Annotated in this window: 20 protein-coding genes; 8 read left to right on the plus strand and 12 right to left on the minus strand. The window is 68.7% G+C overall.

The genetic code is table 11. From position 1 onward, the window contains the following. Positions 1-63 precede the first annotated feature (63 nt). Positions 64-726: a protein tyrosine phosphatase gene (locus tag ACYSM9_RS05110; protein ID WP_461855927.1), complete on the minus strand. Its 663-nt coding sequence runs from the start codon at positions 724-726 to the stop codon at positions 64-66. A 176-nt stretch (positions 727-902) separates the two neighbouring features. After that, a complete protein-coding gene (locus ACYSM9_RS05115) occupies positions 903-1,754 on the minus strand; it encodes a DMP19 family protein (protein WP_461855928.1) in 852 nt (283 codons plus the stop codon). A 233-nt stretch (positions 1,755-1,987) separates the two neighbouring features. Between ACYSM9_RS05115 and ACYSM9_RS05120 the strand changes: the two genes are divergently transcribed. After that, positions 1,988-5,458 carry a DEAD/DEAH box helicase gene (locus tag ACYSM9_RS05120; protein ID WP_461855929.1) on the plus strand — a complete coding sequence of 1,157 codons (3,471 nt, stop codon included), beginning with the start codon at positions 1,988-1,990 and terminating at the stop codon, positions 5,456-5,458. Between the two features lie 51 nt (positions 5,459-5,509). After that, on the plus strand, positions 5,510-6,547 hold the full coding sequence (locus ACYSM9_RS05125; protein WP_461855930.1) for a family 43 glycosylhydrolase: 1,038 nt from the start codon (positions 5,510-5,512) through the stop codon (positions 6,545-6,547). A 171-nt stretch (positions 6,548-6,718) separates the two neighbouring features. Here ACYSM9_RS05125 and ACYSM9_RS05130 read toward each other — a convergent pair whose 3' ends face one another. The 8 genes from ACYSM9_RS05130 to glnT form a co-directional block, all read right to left on the minus strand. Then, positions 6,719-8,008: an ammonium transporter gene (locus ACYSM9_RS05130; RefSeq protein ID WP_461855931.1), complete on the minus strand. Its 1,290-nt coding sequence runs from the start codon at positions 8,006-8,008 to the stop codon at positions 6,719-6,721. A gap of 243 nt (positions 8,009-8,251) precedes the next feature. Next, the gene (locus ACYSM9_RS05135) at positions 8,252-8,875 is read right to left on the minus strand and encodes a helix-turn-helix domain-containing protein (RefSeq protein WP_461855932.1); all 624 of its coding nucleotides are present in this window, start codon (positions 8,873-8,875) and stop codon (positions 8,252-8,254) included. 49 nt (positions 8,876-8,924) lie between these two features. Then, positions 8,925-10,211: an allantoate amidohydrolase gene (locus tag ACYSM9_RS05140; protein WP_461855933.1), complete on the minus strand. Its 1,287-nt coding sequence runs from the start codon at positions 10,209-10,211 to the stop codon at positions 8,925-8,927. Positions 10,212-10,223: 12 nt separating this feature from the next. Continuing rightward, complete coding sequence (locus tag ACYSM9_RS05145; RefSeq protein ID WP_461855934.1) at positions 10,224-11,384, minus strand: FAD-dependent oxidoreductase; 1,161 nt, start codon at positions 11,382-11,384, stop codon at positions 10,224-10,226. Next, positions 11,384-12,739: an FMN-binding glutamate synthase family protein gene (locus tag ACYSM9_RS05150; protein ID WP_461855935.1), complete on the minus strand. Its 1,356-nt coding sequence runs from the start codon at positions 12,737-12,739 to the stop codon at positions 11,384-11,386. The genes ACYSM9_RS05145 and ACYSM9_RS05150 overlap by 1 nt, the downstream gene beginning before the upstream one ends. A gap of 10 nt (positions 12,740-12,749) precedes the next feature. Continuing rightward, complete coding sequence (locus ACYSM9_RS05155; protein WP_461855936.1) at positions 12,750-13,478, minus strand: GltB/FmdC/FwdC-like GXGXG domain-containing protein; 729 nt, start codon at positions 13,476-13,478, stop codon at positions 12,750-12,752. Continuing rightward, positions 13,466-14,374, minus strand: a complete 909-nt coding sequence (locus tag ACYSM9_RS05160; RefSeq protein ID WP_461855937.1) for a class II glutamine amidotransferase domain-containing protein — start codon at positions 14,372-14,374, stop codon at positions 13,466-13,468. The genes ACYSM9_RS05155 and ACYSM9_RS05160 overlap by 13 nt, the downstream gene beginning before the upstream one ends. A gap of 33 nt (positions 14,375-14,407) precedes the next feature. Then, entirely contained in the window at positions 14,408-15,820 is a 1,413-nt protein-coding gene (gene glnT / locus ACYSM9_RS05165; RefSeq protein WP_461855938.1) for a type III glutamate--ammonia ligase, read from the minus strand. Between the two features lie 249 nt (positions 15,821-16,069). Here glnT and ACYSM9_RS05170 point away from each other — a divergent pair, with 249 nt between their 5' ends. From ACYSM9_RS05170 to ACYSM9_RS05190, 5 genes are all read left to right on the plus strand, one after another. Continuing rightward, positions 16,070-17,068, plus strand: a complete 999-nt coding sequence (locus tag ACYSM9_RS05170; RefSeq protein WP_461855939.1) for a LacI family DNA-binding transcriptional regulator — start codon at positions 16,070-16,072, stop codon at positions 17,066-17,068. Positions 17,069-17,205: 137 nt separating this feature from the next. Further along, positions 17,206-18,333 (plus strand): Gfo/Idh/MocA family protein, encoded by a 1,128-nt coding sequence (locus ACYSM9_RS05175; RefSeq protein WP_461855940.1) that lies wholly within the window; start codon positions 17,206-17,208, stop codon positions 18,331-18,333. Beyond that, a complete protein-coding gene (locus tag ACYSM9_RS05180) occupies positions 18,333-19,091 on the plus strand; it encodes a ThuA domain-containing protein (RefSeq protein WP_461855941.1) in 759 nt (252 codons plus the stop codon). Before ACYSM9_RS05175 ends, ACYSM9_RS05180 begins: the two co-directional genes overlap by 1 nt. Positions 19,092-19,243: 152 nt before the next feature. Next, on the plus strand, positions 19,244-19,618 hold the full coding sequence (locus ACYSM9_RS05185; protein ID WP_461855942.1) for a cupin domain-containing protein: 375 nt from the start codon (positions 19,244-19,246) through the stop codon (positions 19,616-19,618). 22 nt (positions 19,619-19,640) lie between these two features. Beyond that, positions 19,641-20,627 (plus strand): NAD-dependent epimerase/dehydratase family protein, encoded by a 987-nt coding sequence (locus ACYSM9_RS05190; protein ID WP_461855943.1) that lies wholly within the window; start codon positions 19,641-19,643, stop codon positions 20,625-20,627. A gap of 1 nt (position 20,628) precedes the next feature. Here the strand turns inward: ACYSM9_RS05190 and ACYSM9_RS05195 are convergent, their stop codons facing one another. Further along, positions 20,629-21,117 carry a hypothetical protein gene (locus ACYSM9_RS05195; protein WP_461855944.1) on the minus strand — a complete coding sequence of 163 codons (489 nt, stop codon included), beginning with the start codon at positions 21,115-21,117 and terminating at the stop codon, positions 20,629-20,631. Beyond that, on the minus strand, positions 21,104-23,044 hold the full coding sequence (locus ACYSM9_RS05200) for a primary-amine oxidase (RefSeq protein WP_461855945.1): 1,941 nt from the start codon (positions 23,042-23,044) through the stop codon (positions 21,104-21,106). Before ACYSM9_RS05200 ends, ACYSM9_RS05195 begins: the two co-directional genes overlap by 14 nt. Positions 23,045-23,166: 122 nt before the next feature. Here ACYSM9_RS05200 and ACYSM9_RS05205 point away from each other — a divergent pair, with 122 nt between their 5' ends. Continuing rightward, a complete protein-coding gene (locus tag ACYSM9_RS05205; protein WP_461855946.1) occupies positions 23,167-23,757 on the plus strand; it encodes a TetR/AcrR family transcriptional regulator in 591 nt (196 codons plus the stop codon). Positions 23,758-23,847: the final 90 nt, after the last annotated feature.

Genomic DNA, 23,847 nt, shown 5'->3' on the forward strand with positions numbered 1-23,847 from the left:
TCCGGGCTGCCGCCCGGCTGCCTGGACTGCGGCTGCAGCCGCAGTCCAGACTAGCCAACTGTGTTAGCGGACAGAAACCGACGGAGCGTGGACGGTGCTGCCCTCGGCCGGAACGGCCGGCACGGCGGGAACGGCGGGTTCGCCGTCGACACCCGGGACAGCCGGCACAGCCGGGACCGCGGGTGCGGACGGAACAGCCGGAACCTCGGGACGCTCAACCGTTGCGGAGGCAGAGCCCTTCACGTCTGCGCTTGCCTTGGCTGCGGCGTCGGCCTTGGCCACGACGTCGGCGCAGTAGCTTTCGATGTTCGCGTCGCCCTTGGCGGCGACGGACAGCGAGGAGAACGCCTTGGAGGAGGCATCCAGGCCGCCGTGGGTGTAGGCGGTGCAGAGGCCGATGGCGGCGGGGCCGGCAGCGTCCACTGCCGTGTTGGCGCCGGCGGAGGCGGAAGCGCTGGCGCTGGCCTTGCCCTCGGTGGCGTCTGCCGTGGCCTGGGTTTCGTCTTCGGCGGCGGTGGTGGCCGTAGCCGTTGCCGTTGCGTCGGCCGTGGCCTCAGCAGCAGGCTTCGGGGCCGGGGCGCCGAAGAGTTCGTGCGCGGTCTGCTGGGCTTCGGTGGGAAGGACGCCCGAAACAGCGGCCGCACCGGTGCCTCCTACGGCCAGGGTTCCTGCTGCCAGGACCCCGGCGGCTACCTTGCTGCTGGCGAGAACGGTGAACACGGACATATGAACTTCTCCAAACCTTGACGACACGTCTTACTGGATCCGGCTGGCGGACCCATCACGTGCTATATCGCTCCGAAGGGCCTGAAGGTGACGGTAATCCGGAATTTTGTTCTGCATCCGCCGGCTTCCGGCCCTGCGGTACGCCCACCGCGCGGCGCCCTGGCGGGCAGGAACCCTCAGGCGCCCACCATGTCCGCGTCAGCCTCTTCGAACTCCACGGCGGCCACGATCTCCTGCGTTTCGGGGTTGATCATGAACGCCTCGTCGCCGTCCTCGACCATGAGGAAGTCGCCGTGGTCCGTGCTGAAGTGCCAGGCGAGGGTCTTGTCGCCGTCGTACATGTAGTTCGGGTCGCCCATGGTGATCCGGGTCAGCCCGTAACCGGCGATGCTGCACAGTTCGCGGATGATGAGCTCGAAGTCCGGCGCGTCTTCCAGTGCAGCCGCGGCGGCCCTGGCCTGGCGCTCGGGCAGGTCAGGGATGCGGGCGGCAAGCTGCTGGATGTAGGCGCCTACTTCTTCGTCGTCCAGGACGAGCAGGTCCGCCTGGCCGCGCAGCCAGGCCGCGTTGAGGGCGGTGATGTTTTCCCGCTCGAGCAGTTCTTCGAACTCGCCGTCGAGCTCTTCCATCGCCCTGACGCCGGCGGGCACCTCGTCATCGTCGTCGAGGGGGCCGTCCAGGTACTGTTCGGCGTCCTCTTCGGAGAGGCTCTCGTAGGATTCCACGGCCCGGTTGAACAGTTCCAGATGGGCTGTGGCGCCCATGCCGCCCATGCCCTCACGGATGAAGGTGTCCGTCTCTTCACGGTCGATGGCCATGAAGGCGTACTGGGCAAAGCCGCCTTCCAGCGCCTGGGTGAGATAGAAATCCACGTAGTAGCTGCGGACGGCCACGGGGGACATTTCATCCGTGTTCAGGAACGCCGTGTGCATGGCATCCACCACGCTGACGTTGGCCGCCACCGCCTCCTCATCGCTTGCTTCGATGCTGCTGCTGGTCAGTACGACGGGCTGCTGGCTGGTGATCATGGGAATCCTTACTGCTGGTGCTGGTGGCGCTGCGGACGCCTTCACGCTACGGCGGCCAGTTCACGCCACTGTTGTGGAGGACATGAACGTCAAGCGAAGTTTCCGGGTCGGTTCGGTACGTGCGGGCACCCGGGGCACCGCCCGGCCGGGGCGTGCCGCCCGGCGAACTAAGATGGATCAGATAACCACCCACCGGACCCGGCTCCGCCGCGGCCTGCTGAAAGTAGCGCTTCATGCCATCCCAACCGGACGAAAGTGCGGCCCTGGCAATACAGACACCCGCCATCAACGACCGCTCCCTCGCGGCCGGGCTGGCGTATGCCATGGCAAGCCGCGTCTCGGGCATGTCGTTCGACGCCGGCACGGGGCTGATGCTGGGAAAGGTCCGGGGAGGCGCTGAGGTCCCCTACTCCACCACCGCCAAACTGGTCCGCCGCGGCGGTGGCTGGAGCTGCACCGTGGGTGTGTGCAGCTGCCCCGTCCGCAAGGACTGCAAGCATGTGGCCGCCCTGCTCTTCGCGGCGGAGGACAACCCGGCCATCCGCGTCCAGCTGCTGGCTCCGTCGGCCTCCACCCAGGTGTCGCGGGCACCTTCGGCTGCCCTGCCGGACTGGGAACAGGCCCTCAGCCCGCTGATCACCCGGCCAGGCTCCGCCCCGTCCGCCAGCGGCGTTCCCCTGGCCCTGCAGTTCGAGATCGAGGAACCCCCGCCGCACTTTTCGTACACCGGCCGCCGGGATCCGGTCCGCGGTGTCCGGCAGCTCAAAGTCCGGCCCGTCACCATGGGTGCCAAAGGCAAATGGATCCGCGGGGACGTTTCCTGGAACACGCTGAGCTACCTGAATTTCCGGCGGGAATCCAACCAGGCGCATGTGGAATGGCTGCAGGAGTTCCTGGCCGGCCACTCCAGCTCGGCCAGCCGCGCGCACAACACCGCCGGGCTGTGGCTGGGCCTGAACGGTTATGCGGGGAAGAACCTGTGGAGCCTGCTCTCCGAGGCCAGGAAGATCGGGCTCGCCCTGGTCCACTCGCGCGGCAGCGAACCGGTCCGGATCGCCGAAGCCCCTGCCGCCGTCGGCCTTTCCCTCAGCAGGTACGGGGCGCCCGTGGCCGAACCGTCCGGGCCGGGCGCCGGCGCTGACGCCGCCACCGCCGGGACGTCCGACGGCGGACTGGAGTTGTCGCCGACCATCACCGTCGAGGGGGACGAGGTTGATCCGGCGTCCGTGGGGACGATCGGCCGCCCGGCGCACGGCATCTTCTTCACCACCGGCGACGCCTCACTGCCCGGCGTGCCGGATCCCGACGGCACCATCACCCTCGCGCCGCTGGAGGACGGCCTCAGCGAGGAGCTGCTGGCATTCGTCACGGCCGGAAGCCACCTGCACATCCCGGCCAAGGACGAAACCCGGTTCCTCACCAATTTCTACCCCAAGCTCAAGCAGACCGCCCGGGTTGCCGCCCGGGACAACTCCGTGGAGCTGCCCGAACTCGCCGTTCCCACGTTGTCGCTGCTGGCCAACTACGGGGCGGACCACCGCGTGCGGCTGCACTGGGAGTGGCATTACAGGACCGGCAAGCTGGTCACGGCGCAGCCTTTGTGGCGGCACCCGGGCGACGCCGGCTACCGGGACGATGCCGCCGAGTCGCGGATCCTGGAAGGCGTCGGCCGGCCGTGGGACGTGGTGGCTGCCCTGGGCGAATCCGCTGCCGGCGGCTGGGGCACTCCGCGGCTGGCGGCGTCGGCCGAGCTCACCGGCCTGGACACGCTGGCGTTCACCGAGGAGGTGCTGCCGCGGCTGCGCGAGGCGCCGGACGTAGAGGTGGAGACGGTGGGCGAGATCGCCGACTACCGGGAGGCCGAGGAGGCACCGGTCGTCTCGATCTCCACCAAGGCCACCGAACAGCGCGACTGGTTCGACCTTGGCATCCAGATTTCGCTGGAGGGCCAGCCGGTGTCCTTCGCCGCGGTGTTCTCCGCCCTCGCCGCCGGCCAGACCAAAATGCTGCTGCCCAGCGGCGCCTACTTCTCGCTGGACCTGCCGGAGCTGCACCAGCTGCGGGCCCTCATTGAGGAAGCCCGCTCGCTGCAGGACAACAAGGACGCGCCGCTGCAGATCAGCCGCTTCCAGGCCGGACTCTGGGACGAGCTGGCGCAGCTGGGCATCGTGGACCAGCAGGCCGCGGCCTGGCGCTCAGCGGTGGGCGGGCTCCTGGAGGGCGGCACCGACGGGCTGCCGCTGCCCGCGTCGCTGAACGCCGAGCTGCGCCCGTACCAGCTGGAGGGCTTCAACTGGCTCTCGTTCCTCTACAAGCACGGGCTGGGCGGGGTGCTCGCCGACGACATGGGCCTGGGCAAGACCGTCCAGGCGCTGGCGCTGATGTGCGCGGCGAAGGAGCTGGCTGTTGAGGCTGCAGCCGCCGCCCCGGGTGCCGCGGCTCCGGAAACCCGCCCTGCCGCCGTCGCGCCCTTCCTGGTGGTGGCGCCCACCAGCGTGGTGGGCAACTGGGCCGCCGAAGCCGCGCGCTTCGCCCCCGGGCTGACCGTGCGGACGGTGGGTGAGACCTTTGCCAAGAGCGGCCAGGACGTGGCGGAGACTCTTGGCGGGGCCGACGTCGTCATCACCTCCTATGCGCTGTTCCGGATCGACTACGACTCCTACGCCTCGCGTGCGTGGAACGGGCTGGTGCTGGACGAGGCGCAGTTCGTCAAGAACCACCAGTCCAAGGCGTACCAGTGCGCCCGGAAGCTGCCGGCCACCTTCAAGCTGGCCATCACGGGCACGCCGCTGGAGAACAACCTCATGGAGTTCTGGGCGCTGACGTCCATCGTGGCGCCCGGCCTGTTCTCCAGCCCCAAGCGCTTCGCGGAGTACTACCAGAAGCCGGTGGAGAAGAACGGCGACAAGGGGCAGCTGGAGAAGCTCCGCCGGCGGGTCCGGCCGCTGATGATGCGCCGCACCAAGGACCAGGTGATCAAGGACCTGCCGCCCAAGCAGGAGCAGGTCCTGGAGGTGGTCCTGAACCCGCGGCACCAGAAGGTCTACCAGACGCATCTGCAGCGGGAGCGGCAGAAGATCCTGGGACTGATCGAGGACGTGAACAAGAACAGGTTCACCATCTTCCAGTCGCTGACGCTCCTGCGGCAGCTCAGCCTGGACGTCTCGCTGGTGGACCCTGCGCTGTCCGCCGTGCGGTCCAGCAAGCTGGACGTCCTGTTCGAGCAGCTCGAGGACCTGGTGGCCGAGGGGCACCGGGCACTGATCTTCAGCCAGTTCACCGGGTTCCTGGGCAAGGTCCGGGAGCGGCTGGACGAGGAGGAGATCGAGTACTGCTACCTCGACGGCGGGACCCGCAACCGTGCCGACGTGGTCAGCGAGTTCAAGAACGGCACCGCGCCGGTCTTCCTGATCTCGCTGAAGGCCGGCGGGTTCGGGCTCAACCTGACCGAGGCCGACTACGTCTTCCTGCTCGATCCCTGGTGGAACCCGGCCTCGGAGGCGCAGGCGGTGGACCGAACGCACCGGATCGGGCAGGCCCGGAACGTGATGGTGTACCGGCTCGTGGCGAAAGACACCATCGAGGAAAAGGTCATGGCGCTGAAGACCCGCAAGTCCCAGCTGTTCGCGGACGTGATGGAAGGCGACGCCCTGGCCGGCGGCGCCATCACGGCCGAGGACCTGGCGGGGCTGTTCAAGGAGTAGCGCGCGCATCATATGCTGGACCCAACGCAAGTTTACAACGTTGGAGAAAATGTGCCCCAGCAGCAAACAGCCGCACAAAGTGCCATGGGAGTCCCGGCCGCAGCAGCACCAGCCCTGCTTCCCCTGCGCCCGGATGCCTTCACAGTCCCCTACCGCGACCCCGTCTGGGACGGACCCACCGACCCGGTCCTGGCCGCCGACCACCGGAACGGCGAGTGGGTCCTGTTCTACACCCAGCGCCGTGCCACGCAGCCGGGGCTCACCGGCGTCGAGTGGGTGCACGGGACCGGAATCGGCGTCGCGAGATCGTCCGACGGCGGCGCCACCTGGCGCTACCAGGGCACCGTGGACGGACTCGTCCCGCCCGGAACGGAACGGCCGGCAACCCTCTGGGCGCCCGACGTCGTCCGCATTGGGGACCGGTGGATCATGTACCTCTCGGTGCTCGGCGGCCCGCGCACGGACTGGACCGGGAAAGCCGAAATCGTGCAGTTCGCCAGCCGGGACCTCGAGGAGTGGGACTACCTCGGCCCCATCGACCTGGACTCCCCCAGGGTGATCGACGCCGCCGTCGCCAGGTGCGGGGACGGCCGCTACCGGCTCTGGTACAAGGACGAGGCCCGGGGCTCGAACACGTTCAGCGCGGTCAGCGACACCCCGGACGACCCGCGCTCATGGGTCCTGGAAGGAGTGGCCATCCCGGGCCGCCCGCACGAAGGTCCCAAGGTTTTCCGGCTGGGCGGAAGCTACTGGATGATCGTGGACGAGTGGCGCGGCCAGGCCGTCTACCGGTCTGACGACGCCGCCGGTTCCTGGGCCCGGCAGGAGCACCGGGACGGCCTGATCCTCACGGCACCGGAATCCGTGGAAGGCCGGCCCGTCGTCGGACGCCACGCGGACGTGGTGCCGCTTGGTGGTGCCAACACGCCCGACGGCGGCCCGCAGGCGCTGATCGTCTACTTCACCCACCCGCACTGGAACGGGGAAGACATCGGCACGATGGTTCCGGACCACCGCACGCATCTCAGCCATGTCCGTGCCGCGGTGCTCGAAGTGCGGGACGGAATACTGGTCTGCACGGAACCCTAGGCACGCAGAAGGGCCAAACCCTGGAACTATAAGCCGCGGCTGCCGGCACCGGTCCAAGGTTTGGCCCTGACTCGTGCGCTGGGGACCAGCGGTACGAACACCGCGGGCCGTGCAACCGGGCGCCGCCCCCAGCAGGCGGGCGCCCGGCAGCTTGGACTGGATCCGGCCGGGCTAGACCCGCTGCGGGGAGCCCAGTTCCACCGGGTCCTCGTCCGTGAGGTAGGCCAGTTCGGAGTGCGCCGCGAGGTCGATGCCGCGCAGTTCGTCTTCGGGCTTGATGCGCAGGCCGATGGTCTTGTCCAGGATCTTGGCCAGGATCCAGGTGATGCCGAAGGAGTAGACCAGCACGGTGACCGTGGCGATGGACTGCACGCCCAGCAGTTCGAAACCGCCGCCGTAGAACAGGCCGCTGACGGCGTTGGGGGCGGCGTCGGTGGCGAAGAGGCCGATCAGCAGCGTTCCGAGGATGCCGCCCACCAGGTGGACACCGACGACGTCGAGCGAGTCGTCGAAGCCGAGCCGGAACTTCAGTTCGATGGCCAGGGAGCAGACCGCACCGGCGATGGCGCCGATCGCCAGCGCACCGAGCGGGCTCACCGCGCCGCAGGCGGGGGTGATGGCAACCAGGGCGGAGATCAGGCCGGAGGCCGCACCCATGCTGGTGGCTGCGCCGTGGCGCACCCGCTCCACGAGGGCCCAGGCCAGCAGGCCGGCGGCAGCCGCCACGGCGGTGTTCAGGAAGACCACCGACGCCGACTGGCCGGCGGAGAGTGCGGAGCCGGCGTTGAAGCCGAACCAGCCCACCCACAGCAGGCCCGCGCCCACCAGGACCAGCGGCCGGCTGTGCGGCTTGGTGTGCTCCATCTTGGGCCAGCCGGAGCTCTTGCCCAGGACCAGCGCCAGGGCCAGTGCGGCGGCGCCGGCGTTCATGTGCACCGCGGTGCCGCCGGCGAAGTCGATGGCCTTGATGCCGTTGGCGATCCAGCCGCCCACCGAGCTGCCGTCCGCCGAGTCGAAGGCGAACACCCAGTGCGCGATGGGGAAGTAGACAATGGTGGCCCAGATGCCGGCGAACAGCATCCAGGCCCCGAACTTCATGCGTCCGGCAGCGGCTCCGGCCACCAGCGCCGTGGTGACGCAGGCGAAGAAGAGCTGGAACGCGGCAAAGAGGATGACCGGGATGGACGCCCCCTCGTCCGCGGCCAGCAGCTGTCCCATGCCCGGGAACTCGGTGATGTCACCGATGAGCCCCAGTCCGCCAACGGAGTTGCCGAAGGCCATGGAGTAGCCGAACAGCGCCCAGAGCACCGCCACCAGGCTGGCGCCGCCGAAGCACATCATCATCATGTTCAAGATGCGGCGCGACCCCACCATGCCCCCGTAAAACAGGGCCAGGGCGGGGATCATCATGCAGACCAGCGCCGAGCTGGCCAAAATCCAAGCGACATTTCCCGAATCCATGGGAAACCCCTTTCGTGATGCGAAGAGAGAACGGTAAGTTGCCGTCAGAGCCGCTCCGTGGAGGGACGCGGAGGGAGAGTCCACGTTCAGCGGAGGGGCGGCTGTTGCCGTCTGGTTCCAACTGTATGGCGGCTATTTTTGGGTGGGTTTCGGCTGTGTTAAATGGTGGTTTCAGTCATCCACACGCGAGTTTCAGGCGTCCCGCCACACCCAGCAGGACCCGGCAGGGGTCCGGAAAGTCAGTTACTTCGCGGAAATGGCAAGGAACTGGATGGGCAGGTCCAGCAGCTCCAGCGGGCCGTGCGGGCCTTCGCCGTCCAGCAGCAGGGAATCGCCCGCTTCCATGGCGTACTCGTAGGAGCCGTGGCCGTACACCATCCTGCCGGAAAGCATGTAGATGAATTCCGTCCCCGGGTGCTGGAACAGCGGAAACACGTCCGAGGCGTCGGTGAGGGTGACGAGCGTGGGTTCGATCGCGTCCGTGCGGCCCTTCAGCGTTCCCAGGACCCGGTATTCGTGGCCGTGCTGGGTGCCGCTGCGGACGGTCAGGCTGCCCTGCCCGCTCTTGGTGAAGGTTGCGTCGCGGTCCGTGTCGGCGCCGCGGAACAGCGCGGTGACGGGGACCTTGAGGCCGTCGGCGAGCCGCTGCAGGGTGGTCAGGGAACAGGAGGTGGTGGCGGTTTCGACGCGCGAAATCATCGCCTTGGAAATGCCGGTGCGTGCCGCGAGTTCGGCCGAGGAAAAACCCTGCGTGGTGCGGTAGTGCCGCACCTGCGCCGCGATGACCTGCTCCAGCCGGCCGGTGGCTTCCCCTGCCTGGGCGCCGGCGTGCTGGTCTCCTGCGCGGTCCCCGGCCTGTTCGGTCATGCTTGCCATCATAGGCGGGCCGCGGGAGGTCCCCCGCACGACGCCGGCGCTAGCCAATGCTGCGTGCCTCGCCCAGCAGCCCGGCAAGGGAGTCCGCCAGGGCGAGTGCGCCGGCCTCGGCGTCCGTGTCCTCCACCAGTTCGTCCGGCGAGTGCGAGACGCCGGTGGGGTTCCTGACGAACAGCATGGCGGTGGGCAGGTGCGCGGCCAGCACGCCGGCGTCGTGGCCGGCCCCGGTGTCCAGCACGGGCGCGGCCGGCAGCAGCTCCCGTAGCCGGTCCCGCAGGCCGCCGTCGAAATGCACCGTGGGGCTCAGCGATTCCGTGCCCAGGGCCGCCGTGCAGCCCTCCTCGGCTGCCAGGACCTGGGCGTTGAGCCCGATCGCCTCCACCAGGGCGGCGGTGACCGGGTCTTCCGGATGCCGGACGTCGATCCACAGGTCCACACGCGACGCGATGACGTTGGTGCCGCCGGGGACGGGTTGCAGCCGGCCCACCGTGGCGCGGGCACCCTTGTATTTGCGGGCCGTGTCACGGATGGACACCATCACCTTCGCCGCCGCGATCATGGGGTCCTTTCGGTCCTTCATGAGCGTGGTCCCGGCGTGGTTCCCCTCCCCCGAGATGCTCAGCTTCCAGCGGCCGTGGCCCAGGATCGATGAGCCGATCGCCACGGGCTGGTGGAGGTCGATCAGCCCCCTCCCCTGTTCCACGTGCAGCTCAACGAACATCCCCAGCTGCTGCAGCGCCCTGTAGTCGGGGCCGATCAGCCGCGGGTCCTGGCCGTTCGCGGCGGCGACGTCAGCATAGGTGTTGCCGTCGGGATCTTTGAGGTTGCGGGCCTTGTTGGGGTCCAGTTCCCCGGTGAGGAGCCGCGAGCCGAGGCAGGCGACGCCAAACCGCGAGCCTTCCTCCTCGGGGAAGACGGCCAGCGCGAGGGGGCGCCGCGGCCGGAAATTCCGCGCCTTGAGGATGTCGACGGCGACCAGCGCCGAGGCGACCCCCAGCGGGCCGTCGTACCCGCCGCCGCCGGGGACGGAATCGAGGTGGCTTCCCGTGGCCACGGCGTCGCTGCGCACCCCCGAGCCGGTGTCCCACCAGGCCCAGATGATGCCGTTGTGGTCGGTATGGACGTCGAGTCCGCGGCGGCCTGCCTGGTCGATGAACCAGGCGCGCAGGTCCGTCTCGGCCGTGGAGAAGACGGGCCGGGAGTACCCGCCGCGGGTCCGGTCGCGTCCGACGCCGGCAATCTCCTTCAGGAGGCCGGCGACGGTGGCGGCGCCGGCAGTTCCGTCGGGCTGGGCCGCCGGTGCGGGTGCTGTCTGGGGAAGGCTCACGGGAATTCCGTTCTAGGTGGTGGGTGCTGGTGAGGTGGCGCTCCGGAACCGTTCCGGAACTGTCCCGGTGCCGGTGGCCAGGTCGGCGGCCCACTGTCCGATCAGCGGCGCGAACTTCGCCCCGTGGCCCGAGCAGGGCGAGACGACGGTGAGGTTGTCCGCCCGGTCGATCAGGAAATCCTCGTTGGGAGTGTTGGTGAACAGGCAGGTGGTTTCCGCGTAGGGTTCCGGGTCCAGGCCGGGCAGGTAGCGGCGGACGTAGCCCACCACCCGGGCGCGGTTGGCAGGGTCCACCACCCCGGACTGGGCCGCGGCGGACGGGATGTGTGGGCCACCGTTGTATTCGGCCACTTTCTGGCCGGCAAAGCCCGCATCGCGGCCGCCGGGCAGCCCGTAGGCCTGGATGTCAGCGGCCTTGTGGATGAAGGTGGGCCACACGCCGCCGGAGGAGTCGTCCCGGTACCGGAAGTGGAAGGCCTGCTCCTGCCGGACGGTGAATTCCGGCAGCGCGGCGAGGAACCCGGACGGCAGCGGCAGGGACTCCAGCAGCCGCGGCAGCCAGCCGCCGGCGCTGATGACCACGTTGCCGGCGTCGAGCGTTTCCCCGGTGGAGGAGTGCAGCCGGTAACCGGCGCCTCCCAGCCGTTCCACCCGGTCCAGGTTCCAGCCGGCCAGGACCTTCGCACCGTTCCTTACCGCGAGCGCCACCATCGCGTTGACGGAGGTTTCGGCGTCGATCACGCCGGCGCCGGGGTGCCAGAGGACCTCGGTGTCGAACGCGATCTGCGGCCAGCGGGACCGGGCTTCGGCGGCGGACAGCAGGTCGTGCTCGATCCCGGCGCCGGCCAGGACCTCCGCCAGCAGGGCCGGGCGGCGCTTCGGGCCGTAGTCCACCGCGCCGAAGGGCGTGATGAGTTCGGCACCGGCGTCGGCAGCCAGCCCGTCCCACAGGACCTTCGAGTCCAGCACGGCCCGGGTGTAGAAGGGGTCGGGATAGGCGTAGCGGAAGATCCGGGCGGAGCCGTGCGAGCTGCCGTCGTGTGCGGCGGGGACGTCGCGTTCGAGCAGGGTGACCTGGTGGCCGCGGGCGGCGAGCTGCCAGGCGGTGGCGGCGCCGGCCAGTCCGGCACCCACCACCACATAGTCGGTCGCATTCAGAGATGGGCCAGACATCAGAAGCTCCCCTGGACGCCGGGGATCCAGCTGGTCCCGGCCAGCGGCACGCGGGCCATGGCGGAGGCCTCGATGGTGAGTGCCACCAGGTCCTCGGGCTCCAGGTTGTGCAGGTGCGATTTTCCGCAGGCCCGGGCGATGGTCTGGGCCTCCATGGTGAGGACGCGCAGGTAGTTGGCAAGCCGCTTTCCTGCGGCTACCGGGTCCAGCCGGGACGAGAGTTCCGGGTCCTGGGTGGTGATGCCGGCAGGGTCGCGGCCGTCCTGGAAGTCGTCGTAGAACCCGGCGGCCGAGCCCAGGGCGGCGTACTCGGCCGAATAGCGGGGGTCGTTGTCGCCCAGCGCAATCAGCGCGGCGGTTCCAATTGCGACGGCATCCGCGCCCAGGGCCATGGCCTTGGCGACGTCGGCGCCGGTGCGGATGCCGCCGGAGACGATCAGCTGGACTTTCCGGTGCATGCCGAGCTCCTGCAGCGCCTGTACTGCCTGCGGGATGGCGGCGAGGGTGGGGATGCCGACGTTCTCGATGAACACCTGCTGGGTTGCGGCCGTGCCGCCCTGCATGCCGTCCAGCACCACCACGTCGGCCCCGGACTTTACGGCGAGCGCGGTGTCGTAGTACGGCCGGGAGGCACCGATCTTGACGTAGATGGGGGTCTTCCAGTCGGTGATTTCGCGGAGTTCGCCGATCTTGATTTCCAGGTCGTCGGGGCCGGTCCAGTCCGGGTGGCGGCTGGCCGAGCGCTGGTCGATGCCCACCGGGAGGGTGCGCATCCCGGCCACGCGTTCGGTAATCTTCTGTCCCAGCAGCATGCCGCCGCCGCCGGGCTTGGCACCCTGGCCCAGGACAATCTCGATCGCGTCGGCCTTGCGGAGGTCGTCCGGGTTCATGCCATAGCGGGACGGCAGGTACTGGTACACCAGGTGCTTGGACTGGCCGCGCTCCTCAGGCGTCATGCCGCCGTCGCCCGTGGTGGTGGAGGTGCCCACCTCGGACGCGCCGCGGCCCAGCGCCTCCTTGGCGTTGGCGGACAGGGCGCCGAAGCTCATGCCGGCGATGGTCACCGGGGTGGCCAGGTGCAGCGGCCGGGAGGCATGCCGGTCGCCGAGGACGACGTCGGTATCGCACTTTTCGCGGTAGCCCTCCAGCGGGTAGCGGGACATGGAGGCGCCGAGGAAGAGCAGGTCGTCGAAGTGCGGGACCTTGCGCTTGGCGCCCCAGCCGCGGATGTCGTAGACGCCGGTGGCGGCGGCGCGCTGGATGTCGGCGATGGTGGCGCGGTCGAAGGTGGCGGATTCGCGCAGGCCCAGCTCGGCGATGTTCTGGGCGGGTGCGGGAACGGAGGTGATAGTCATTGTGGGCCTCCTAGTAGGCGGTCGAGTTGTCGACGTGGAAGTGGTACAGGTTCCGGGCTGAGCCGTAGCGCTTGAAGTCGGCCGGGTTGTCGGTGCGGCCCGCGGCGGCCAGCAGGTCCGCGAGCTCGGCCAGGTGTTCCTCGCGCAGCGGCTTTTCGATGCAGTCGGCACCGAGGGAAGCAACGGTGCCCTTGACGTAGATCCGGGCCTCGTAGATGGAGTCGCCCAGCGCATCCCCGGCGTCGCCGCAGACCACCAGCCGGCCTGCCTGCGCCATGAACGCCGACATATGGCCGATGTTGCCGCCCACCACGATGTCCACGCCCTTCATGGAGATCCCGCAGCGGGCGCCGGCGTTGCCGTCGATGACCACCAGGCCGCCGTGGCCGGTGGCCGCCGCGGACTGGGAGGCGTCGCCGGTCACGTGGACGGTGCCGGACATGATGTTCTCGGCCAGTCCGACGCCGGCATTGCCGTTGACGGTCACGGTTCCCTTCTGGTGCATCCCGGCGGCGTAGTAGCCGGCATGGCCATCGATGGTGACGGTGACGTCGGCGTTGATGCCCACGGCGAGGCTGTGCTTGCCGCCGGGGTTGGTGACGGTCCAGGACTGTCCGTCGACGGCGTGGTGCAGGTCCTGGTTGAGGCCGCGGACCGGGGCGTCGGAAAGGTCGACGACGGCGTGTGCCTCAGCAGTAGCTGCAGTTTCCAGGGTTTCGGGGGCTGTCAGAGTGACCATGTGTAGACCTTTCCGGGTTCCGGTTCAAAGATGCGGGCGTTGTCGATGCCAGGCAGGGCCGCCAGGGCGCGGTATTCGGAGGCCATCGCCACGTAGTCGTCGGTTTCGGCGATGATGGCGGGCTTGCAGGCGATGGGGTCGCGGACCACGGCCATGCTCTCCGCGGTGGTGACCACCAGGGTGTAGAAGCCGTCCAGGACCTTGCCGAGGTTCACCAGGGCATCCTCGAGGGTGTCGCCCTGCTTGAGCCGGGAGGCGACGTAGCGGGCGCCGATCTCGGTGTCGTTCTCGGAGTCGAACACCACGCCTTCGCGTTTGAGGTCCCGGCGGACGGTGGCATGGTTGGAGAAGGAGCCGTTGTGCACCAGGCACAGGTCGTCGGCCACGGAGAACGGGTGCGAGCCGCCCGCGGTAACCGCGGATTCGGTGGCCATCCGGGTGTGGGACAGGCCCTGGCTGCCGGCCATGGCCTCCAGACCGTGTTCTGCGGCGATCGCCATGGGGTGGCCCACGCTCTTCATCACGGCCACGTGTTCGCCGCGGCCAATGATGGTGGCGCCCGGCAGGGTTTCGGTGACGGCTTTGGCCAGCAGGTCGGTCCCGACGGCGGCGCCCACCAGGGTGGTGTCACCCACCACCTGCACGGCTGCTTCAACACCTGCTGGAAGCAAAGCCTGCAGACCGGAGGTGAGTGCCGCCGTCGTCATTCCCTGGTCCCTGCCGAGCAGGCTCAGGGTGGAGGTGCCCGGGGAGACCAGGCCGGGGGTGTTGTAGACGGCCAGGCCGGCGGAGTCGGGGCCGCGGTCCACGATCTGGCAAAGCATCGAGGACAGCAGGCTGCCCATCCGGGGGTGCAGCGAGGGATTGCGCAGCTGCAGCGCGGCGATTCCGCACATGGTGGGAGTCCTTTTCTTAGTACGTGGCAGGGATTAGATCGAGGTGAGGTAGGTGCGGATTTCCCAGTCGCTGACCTGGTTGTGCCAGCTGAGGAACTCCTCTTCCTTGGCGTCGGCGTAGTAGGCGCCGATCTCTTTGCTGCCGCTGAGGCTGGCCAGGATCACGGGGTCTCGGCGGAGCGCCTCAACGGCGTGGAGCAGGGTGGCGGGCAGGAAGTGCGCGTCCGGCCTGGAGTCTCCCGGTCCGGACGGCGTGCCCGGGTCGATGGACTTATCCACGCCATCCAGCCCGGCGGCGATGGCCGTGGCGATGGCGAGGTAGGGGTTGGCCGAACCGTCGCCGGAGCGCAGTTCGATCCTCTTGTTGTCCGGCACCCTGATCATGTGGGTGCGGTCGTTGCCGCCGTAGGAGGCCTTCCGCGGCGACCAGGTGGCGCCGGAGGAGCTGGTGGTGGCGCCGGTGCGCTTGTAGGAGTTGACCGTCGGGGCCAGGAAGGCCTGCAGCGCCGGGGCGTGGTCCAGGATTCCGCCAATGAAGGAATAGGCGAGGCCGGAGAGCCCCAGCCCGTGGCCGCCGTCGTCCGTCTTTTCCTCCCCGCCCGGGAACAGCGCCTGCCCGTCCGACCACAGCGAGAGGTGGAAGTGCAGCCCGGTGCCGGTGCGGTCCGTGAACGGCTTGGGCATGAACGTGGCGGTCATGCCGCGCTGCTCCGCGAGGATGTTCAGGATGTACCGGAGGGAAACCACCCGGTCGGCGGTGGTGAGGGCGTCGGCGTAGTTGAAGTTCTGTTCGAACTGGCCGGCGGCGTCCTCGTGGTCGTTGGCGTAGTTGCCCCACCCCAGCGAATTCATGGCGTCGCTGATCGCTGTCAGGTGCTCGTACATCCGGGTCACGCCGCGGGCGTCGTAGCAGGGCCGGGGCGAATCATCGCGCGTGTCCGCGGTGCTCAGCGTCCCGTCGTCGTTCCTGTTCACCAGGAAGTACTCCACCTCGGCGCCGACCTTGGCCTGCATGCCCTTGTCCGCGAGGCGGCCCAGGGCGTTCTTCAGGATGATGCGCGGGGCGTAGGGCCAGGGCTTGCCGTCCACGTGCGGGTCGCAGTGGATGATCGCCAGGCCCTCCCTGATGAAAGGGACCGGGGTGAAGGAGGCGAGGTCCGGAACGGCGATGAGGTCGGCGTCCTGCGGCTTCTGGCCGATGAGGCCGGCCGCGTAGCCGGCGAAGCCCATGGCGCCCTTTTCGAGTTCGTCGGCGGCCTCCACCGGGACGAGCTTGGCGCAGGGCTTGCCGGTCATGTCCACGAAGGTGGCGAGGAGGAAGCGGACATCGTGGGCGCGGGCGATGTCGGCGAGGGAGATGGTGGGCGCCTCGGTCAGCGCGGGCGCCTCGAGACTGCCCGGGACACCGGGCGTGGGGGTTACAGCAGGGGTTGCGACACTGGTCATCGAAACAGTCCTGTCCGGGTTGGTGTTAGCTAAGAGTAAACCTTGTTGCATCAGATTAGCCAAGCGGACGTTTCGCGCGTCGGACCGGAACGTTAAATGCGTGTTTCGGCCGGCGGTGGACCGGGAGTGCGTCACGGCAGGCACGCTTTCGAAGGAAGGCCCGACGGCGGCCCCCGGCGGCTAAGCTGAAAAAATCCAGCCACGCCGCGCTGGGCAGCTACGGCCCTTGGCCGCGGAAGGACAAGTGGAATGGCTCGAGCCACCGTGCAGGACGTCGCCAAAACGGCGGGCGTGTCCGTGGGCACAGTGTCCCGCGTCCTGAACGGAAGCCCGGCAGTGAGCGCCTCGAGCAGGGAAAAGGTGGCAGGGGCCATCCGCCAGCTCAACTACCGGCCACTCGCCTCCGCCCGCGACCTGCGCCGCGACCGGACCATGCGCATCCTGGCCCTCGCCAAGAACCTCGATTCCCCCATCATCAGCGAGGCCTTCCGCGGGGTTGGCGACGCCGCGGCATCAGCCGGGTATGTCAGCCTTATCGCCCCCACGTCGGGGAGCCAGGAGCGGGAACAGCAGCTCGTCGACATGCTGCGGAACGGCTCGGTGGACGGGCTTATCACCTTTTCGCCCGCCATGGATGACGCCGACGTCGAGGTGCTGGCCACCCAGCTCAGCGTGGTGCAGCTGTGCGAAATCGTCGATTCCGAAGCCGCCTTCGGCGTCTCGATTGATGACCGGCAGGCCGCATACGAGATCACCCGGCACCTCATCAAAACCGGCGCCCGGAGACTGGCGATGATCGGCAACCGCGCGGCCCGATCCGGCCGGCTGCGCGAACAGGGTTTCCGCGAGGCCCTCGCCGAAGCAGGACTCACGGCCGAAAAGACCCTCTTCGCGGATGGCGACTTCGACTTCCATGCCGGGCGGCGGCTCACCAGGGATCTCCTGGCCCTGGACCGCCTGCCCGACGCCGTCTTCTGCGGCAGCGATACGGTGGCGGCCGGCTGCGTCCGGGAAATCACCGACGCCGGGCTGCGGGTCCCCGGAGACCTGGCCGTGGCCGGGTTCGACGACTCCGTCCAGGCCGAAATGTGCGTCCCGGAGCTCACCACCATCCGGCAGCCCGCCTACGAGATGGGCCGGGTGGCGTTCGACGCGCTCCTCACGCGGATGACGGAGCCGGGGGCCCACCGCCGCGGGCGGATCTTCCTCCCCCACGAACTCGTGATCAGGGACTCCACAAAAAACTGACAGGGGGTTGACGTCCCCGCGCGGCTCCTGACAAGATTTTGGAATCGATTCCATGACAGCGGACACAACAACCCCGACCTTCTTTGGAATCGATTCCAAAGCCATCCCAGACCTCGCCACGGAAGAGGAAGCACCCCTTGAACCACGACCAGTCCCCCGGCCACCAGCCGCCCACGCCAGGAGAAGCACCGGAACTTCGGGTAGGCGTCGTCGGCATCGGCTGGGCCGGCCAGCAGCACCTGAAGGCCTACGACGACCTCGACGGCGTGCGCATCGTCGCGCTGGCCGGGATGGAACAGGAACTCCGTGATTCCCTGCAGGCCGAATACTCCATTCCGAACGCCTTCGCCGACTGGCAGGACATGCTGGACCACGGCGGCCTGGACGCCATCAGCGTGGCGGTGCCCACCTTCCTGCACGCACCCATTGCCATCGCAGCCCTGGAGCGGGGCATCCACGTACTGAGCGAGAAGCCCATCGCGCGCAACGCCGTCGAAGGCCAGGCCATGGTGGACGCGGCCCGCAAGGCCGGCCGCGTCCTTGACGTCGCCTTCAACCACCGCCGCCGCGGGGACATCCAGGCCCTCAAGGACGTCATCGACGACGGCGGGCTGGGCCGGCCCTACTACGCCAAGGCATCCTGGCTCCGCCGCTCCGGCATCCCCACCCTGGGCAGCTGGTTCACCAACCCGGAGCTTGCCGGCGGCGGACCGCTGGCCGACATCGGCGTCCACGCGCTGGACTATGCCCTGCACCTGCTCGGCGAACCGAAGGTGCTGGCCGTCTCGGCCGCCACCCACTCGGAGCTCGGCCCGCAGGGCAGGGGCGGCGGCAGCCGGTACAGCGCCCAGGCCACCAGCCACCCCTTCGAAGTGGAGGACTTCGCGTCCGCGTTCCTCCGGCTCGAAGGCGGCAGGACGCTCCTCATCGAGGCGGCCTGGGCAACGTACCGGGAAACGGACGACCTGCTCGACTTCACGGTGTACGGCACCGACGGCGGCGCGGAGATGAAGGTGCAGGGCGCACCGTTCCCGCCGGTGGGCCAGCTTCGGGTCTTCACCGACAAGGACGGCGAGTCCGCCGACTACGTGCCCACCGTGCTGCCCGGCCGCGCCCATGATGCGGTGGTGGAGGATTTCGTTGCCGCGGTGCGCGGCGGAGCGCAGGAATGGGCCAGGCACGATGGCTCCCTGGCGCTTTACCGGGCACAGATCATCGACGCGTGCTACCAGTCGGCGCTGGAGCAGAGGGAGGTTCGACTCTAATGAACGGCACACTGAAGATCCGGGTCTGGAACGAAGGCGTCCACGAGGCCAACAACGAGCCCGCCCACATCGGCGACATCTACCCCGACGGCATCCACGGCGCCATCGCCGCCGGGCTCCGTCAGTACTACCCGGACGCGGACATCACGACGGCGGTCCTCGCCACGGACGAAGAGCACGGCCTTTCCGAGGAGGTGCTCGCTGACACCGACGTCCTGCTCTGGTGGGGCCACATGGCGCACGCCGAGGTGGGCGATGCCGTCGTTGAACGCGTCCACCGGCACGTGCTCGGCGGCATGGGGCTGATCGTGCTCCACTCGGGGCACTTCGCGAAGATCTTTACCAAACTGCTGGGCACCAGCTGCTCGCTGGCCTGGCGGAACGAGGGCGAGCGCGAACTGGTGTGGACCGTGAAGCCGTCGCACCCCATCGCCGAGGGCGTGGACAGTCCCATCGTCATCCCGGAGCAGGAGATGTACGGCGAGCTGTTCGACATCCCGGACCCGGACGACCTGATCTTCATCAGTTCCTTCGCCGGCGGCGAGGTGTTCCGGTCCGGCGTGACCTTCACGCGCGGGAAGGGCCGGATCTTCTATTTCAGTCCGGGCGACCAGGAGTACCCGGTGTACCACCACCCGCAGGTCCAGCGGGTCCTGGCCAACGGCGTGAAGTGGGCCGCGCAGCCCGGCCTGCACCGCGCGGCCCCCGACGTGACCAACCCGGCGCGCGAATGGTTCCAGGCGGAAGGGCGTCATTGACATCGGGTGCGGGCAAGCGCACATTGGGATCGTTGCATCGCAAGGTTCGGCAGGTTCTGGACGGGCACATCCCGCCCTGCCGGGCCATTCCCGGGGCGGCTCAGCGGGCCTGGGTACGAATTTCATAACTACTCCCTCCTGAGGAGCCGGAAATGCCTGCTGTAACGGTCAAGGACCTCGAATCCAAGTCCTTCAACGAGCCCGACGAAAAGCGCCGCCCGCCCATGACGCAGGTGGACGTCGTCACCCTGGGCGGTACCACGCTGGGCCGCTTCACCTTCGAGCCCGGCTGGCGCTGGTCGGAAACAGTCAAGACGGTGGTCCATACGGACAGCTGCCAGGTCAACCACCTGGGCTTCTGCACCGCCGGAACCCTGACCGTGCAGCTGGAGGACGGGAGCCAAATGACCATCCGTGCCGGTGACGCCTATGCCATCCCCGCCGGGCATGATGCATGGGTGGAAAACAATGAGACGTTCGTCGGCTATGAAGTGATGAGCGCGGCCGAGTTCGCCAAGCCCGCCTGAGACAAAGGAGCCAGCCAGCCACATGAAAGTCACCGTTATCGGCGGCAGCGGACACATCGGTTCGTTCCTGGTCCCCCGGTTGGTCCGTGCCGGCCACGACGTCACGAACATCAGCCGCGGCACCAGCAAGGCCTACACCGATGCGCCCGAGTGGCAGCAGGTGCACCCGGTCATCGCTGACCGGGTGCGGGAGGACCGGGACGGGACCTTCGCGGACCGGGTGGCGAAACTAAAACCGGACGTGGTGGTGGACCTGGTCTGCTTCACGCTCGAATCGGCAGCGGCCCTGGTGCACCGCCTGCGCGGCGAGGTGGGGCACCTGCTGCACTGCGGCTCCATCTGGCGGTACGGGCAAAGCCTGAAGCTGCCCATCAGGGAAGGCTCGGACTCGGCGGCGGAACCGTTTGGCGAGTACGGCATCCAGAAGCACCGGATCGCCGTAATGCTGCAGGAGGAGACGGCCAGCGGCGGCCTGGCCACCACGTCGCTGCACCCCGGCCACATCGTGGGGCCGGGGTGGCACCCGATCGGTCCGCTCGGAAACCTTGACCCTGCCGTCTGGCAGGCGCTCTCGTCCGGGCAGCCGCTGCGGGTTCCGGGCAGCGGCGCGGAGCTGATGCACCACGTGCACGCCGACGACGTTGCCCACGCCTTCGAGCAGGCCATCGCCCGGCGGGAGGCGGCGTCCGGCGAGGACTTCAACATCGTCGCGCCCACCGCGCTGACCGTCCGCGGCTACGCCGACATCGCCGCGGCCTGGTTCGGGCACGCAGCCGTGCTGGAGACTGTCGACTGGGACCGGTTCCGTGAAAACACCTCACGGGAGTACGCCGAGTCGAGCTGGGGCCATCTCAACCGCAGCCACTGCTTCAGCATCGACAAAGCCGCGTCGGTGCTTGGCTATGCGCCGCGGTACGAACCCGAGCAGGCCATCTTCGAATCCCTCCAGTGGCTCCTGGACCACGAACGGTTGCACGTGGCCCGGCCCCTTGGCGCAGCAGCCGGCTGAGTCAGGCCACCGCGCGAGCTGACCGCCGCAGCCGGGCCACCAGGGTGGCGGCCAGCAGCGCCGTCGCCAGTTCCACGGCGATGACCAGCAGCAGCTGCGCCGCACCGGGAGCAACAGCGGACGACGCCGGCGCCCCGCCGTGGGCGTGCCCGGCACCGCCCGCTCCAAGCAGGCCGCCCGCACCGAGCAGCAGGGCAGCGTGCAGGGCGGCCATGGCGATGGCGGCCACAATGACCTGGCGCAGCGCGCCCAGCCGGCCCTGCCGCCAGATGTGGACAGTGCACGGGATACACACGGCGGCGAGGGCCAGCATCAGCGCGCTCACCCAGACGCCGTGCTGCCCCGACACGGCGAGCCACAGGTGGGCCGCGCAGGACGCCGCGGTTACTACCGCGGCCAGCCGCCGGTGCAGGACGGGACCTTTGGCGCGGGCCCGTCCTGCCGCCGTCGTACTTCCTGCCGTTGCGGAGGCCAGGCTAGTGGCAGCCACCGCTGCCGCCTTCGCTGTGGCAGGTCGCGGCCTGCTGGTTCGGGTTGGCCGGGACGTCGAGGACGGGGCTGCGGTCGAAGAAACCCTCAGGCCGGAGCTTGAAGCCCACGGTGTCCACGGGCATGATCGGCCAGTCCTCCACCCGCGGGAAGTGTGTCAGCCCGAAGGTGTGCCAGACGACGATGTCCTGGCCGTCGATGTCGCGGTCCTGGGCCACGTAGGCGGGCAGGCCGGCGCCGCCGGCGTGCTGGTTGACGAAGTCCCCCGTGGGGTAGCGTTCCTCCTCCGCGTAGCGGGTGACCCACAGGTCCCTGGTGGCGAACGCCGCGCGCTTGGCGATCGACGAGCCGGGGTCCGCCATCAGCGTGGGCTGGTTGTGCGAGTGGAGCTTGTATCCCACCGGTTCGCCCAGCCGGTTGCGGGATTCGGGGTTGGAGATGATCCAGGTGCGGCCGGCCCGGGCGTCTGCTTCCCGGACGCCCTCGGATTCGCGGGCCAGGAGGGTGCGCCTGCGGGTGAAGGCGTTGCCGCGCTCGTTGCCCGGGCCCATGGGCTGGCGGACCACGTCCTCCTCCTCCACGCGGTTGGTGAAGCCGTCCACGGCCATGTCCAGCCGGGCGCTGAAGAGGTGCTGGTGGAAGGGTGCCCCCAGGCCCGGCGCGAGCTGGGAGATGTTGTCCGAGCCGCCTTCAGGGAACGCGGACGTGAAGACGATGCCGGTGGCCTTGGCCTCGAACTCGATGGTGCCGTCCAGGTAGAGGTACCAGTAGAAGCCGTAGTCGTAGTTGCCGATGGTGGCGAAGAAGGAGATCACCAGGCGGCGGTTGCGGCGGGTGTAGGTGACGCCGCTCCACAGGTCGGAGTGCTTGGACAGGATGCTCCAGTCCTCCTCGTGCATGCAGATGCCGTTCCGGATTTCCCGCGGGTTGCCGAACGCGTCGCTGATGACGGGGCTGAGGTAGGTGATCTCGCCCAGGCAGTCGCAGCCCAGTTCCAGCGAGTTGGCGTACTGGCCCACCAGGTATTCGCCGGTGTCGAAGTAGTTCTGCCAGGACCGGACGGGTGAGGGGTCGCCGTACGGGACCACCATCTCGGCGATCGAGGCGCGGTTGATGATGGGCCGCTGCCTGCCTCCGTCGTGGAAGGCCAGGTTGTGCAGGACCACGCCCTCGCGGACATCGAAGCCGACGTCAACGCTCCATTTTTCCCATTCCACGTGGTTGCCGCCCGTGACGGTGAAGCTGGGCCCTTCGGGCTGGGTGATGCTGATGGGCTTCTGGGTTTCGCGGATGGGGCCGGTCAGTTCGGGGTCGGTGTAGTTGCCGTGCTCGGCGGGGATGGGCATGGCCCCGAGGTCGATCACCCGGGTGACTTCCTTGCTGACCACGTCCACGTAGGCCACCAGGCCGTCCACGGGGTGCGCCCAGGCGCTGTCCTCCGGGAAATCCTGGACGAAGGCGAGACCGCGCAGGATGCGGCGGCCCTTCTCCTCGGCGTACTCGAAGACGCCGGCGGACAGCGGCGCCACGCGCACTTTCTCCACGTCAAGGCCCCGGGCGGCGAGCGCCTCCAGCCAGCGGCCATCAGTAGCAAGAAGCGACTCCACCACCTCGAACTCCTCCTCGAGGACCGGGAGTTCGCCGGTCACCGCGGTGTCGAGTTCGACGGCGGACAGCACCAACCGGTGCGTCACGGAGACGACGACGTCGCGCGGCGCAGCCCCGGAGACGTCGTGGATGAAGACCCGGAAGCGGCGGTCCGCATCGTCCGGAGCCGCGCCCCGGGCCGGGTCCATCAGGCCAAGATAGGCGATCCGCTGCTGCGGGCCCAAATGGCCTTCCGACTGCAGGATGGAGCGGACGTCCAGGATTTCCTCTGCAGTCGCCAGGCGGAAGGCTCGGGTGGTTTCGGTTGGTGCAAGCGTCATGGGAGAACCTTTGTCCGGGCCGTTTCCGGCCACTGGTTTTATTTTCTATAGTTGTAGAGAATAAACGTCCGTAACATGGCTCACAAGAGTCTGGGCGAAAGTATTTCCGGGGAGTTGCTGCGGTGCCGAAGATAGTGGACCATGACGAGCGCCGCCTGGAGCTCGTGGACGCCACCTGGCGGATCATCGCCAGGAACGGCCTCGAAGGCGCCACCATGCGCGAGATTGCCATGGAGGCCGGCTTCGCCAACGGCGCGCTCAAGCCGTATTTCCCCACCAAGGACACACTGCTCGAATTCGCCTTCGGCCACGTGTTCAACCGGACCAACCAGCGCATCGCAGAGGTCGCCGCAGGGAAGTCCGGAATGGACGCCCTCCGCGCCTTCTGCCTCGAGGTCCTTCCGCTGGACGAGGAGCGCATCAACGAGGCGCGGATCGTCATCCCGTTCTGGCAAAAAGCTGTCAACGATCCCCAAAAGGCGCAGATCCACCGGCAGTCAATGGACGAGTGGCTGCACACCATCCGCCGCCACCTCGCAGAGGCGCGGGAGGCAGGCGAGGTGCGCGCCGCCGTCGACGATTCCCTGCTGGCCGGCCAGCTGCTGAACATGCTGCTGGGCGCCCAGATCGAGGCCGCCCTGGCGCCGCCCGGCGATACCGACTTCGGGCACGCAGGACAGCTTGAGGGCTACCTCGCCCTGCTCCGCAGCTGACCGCACCCGCGGGCGAGCCTGCGAGTTTGCCGGGAATTCCGGCCCGAAGTGGACGCAATAACTGAAAGCATGCTTACTATTGACGGGTCA

Source organism: Arthrobacter sp. C152 (assembly GCF_054890965.1).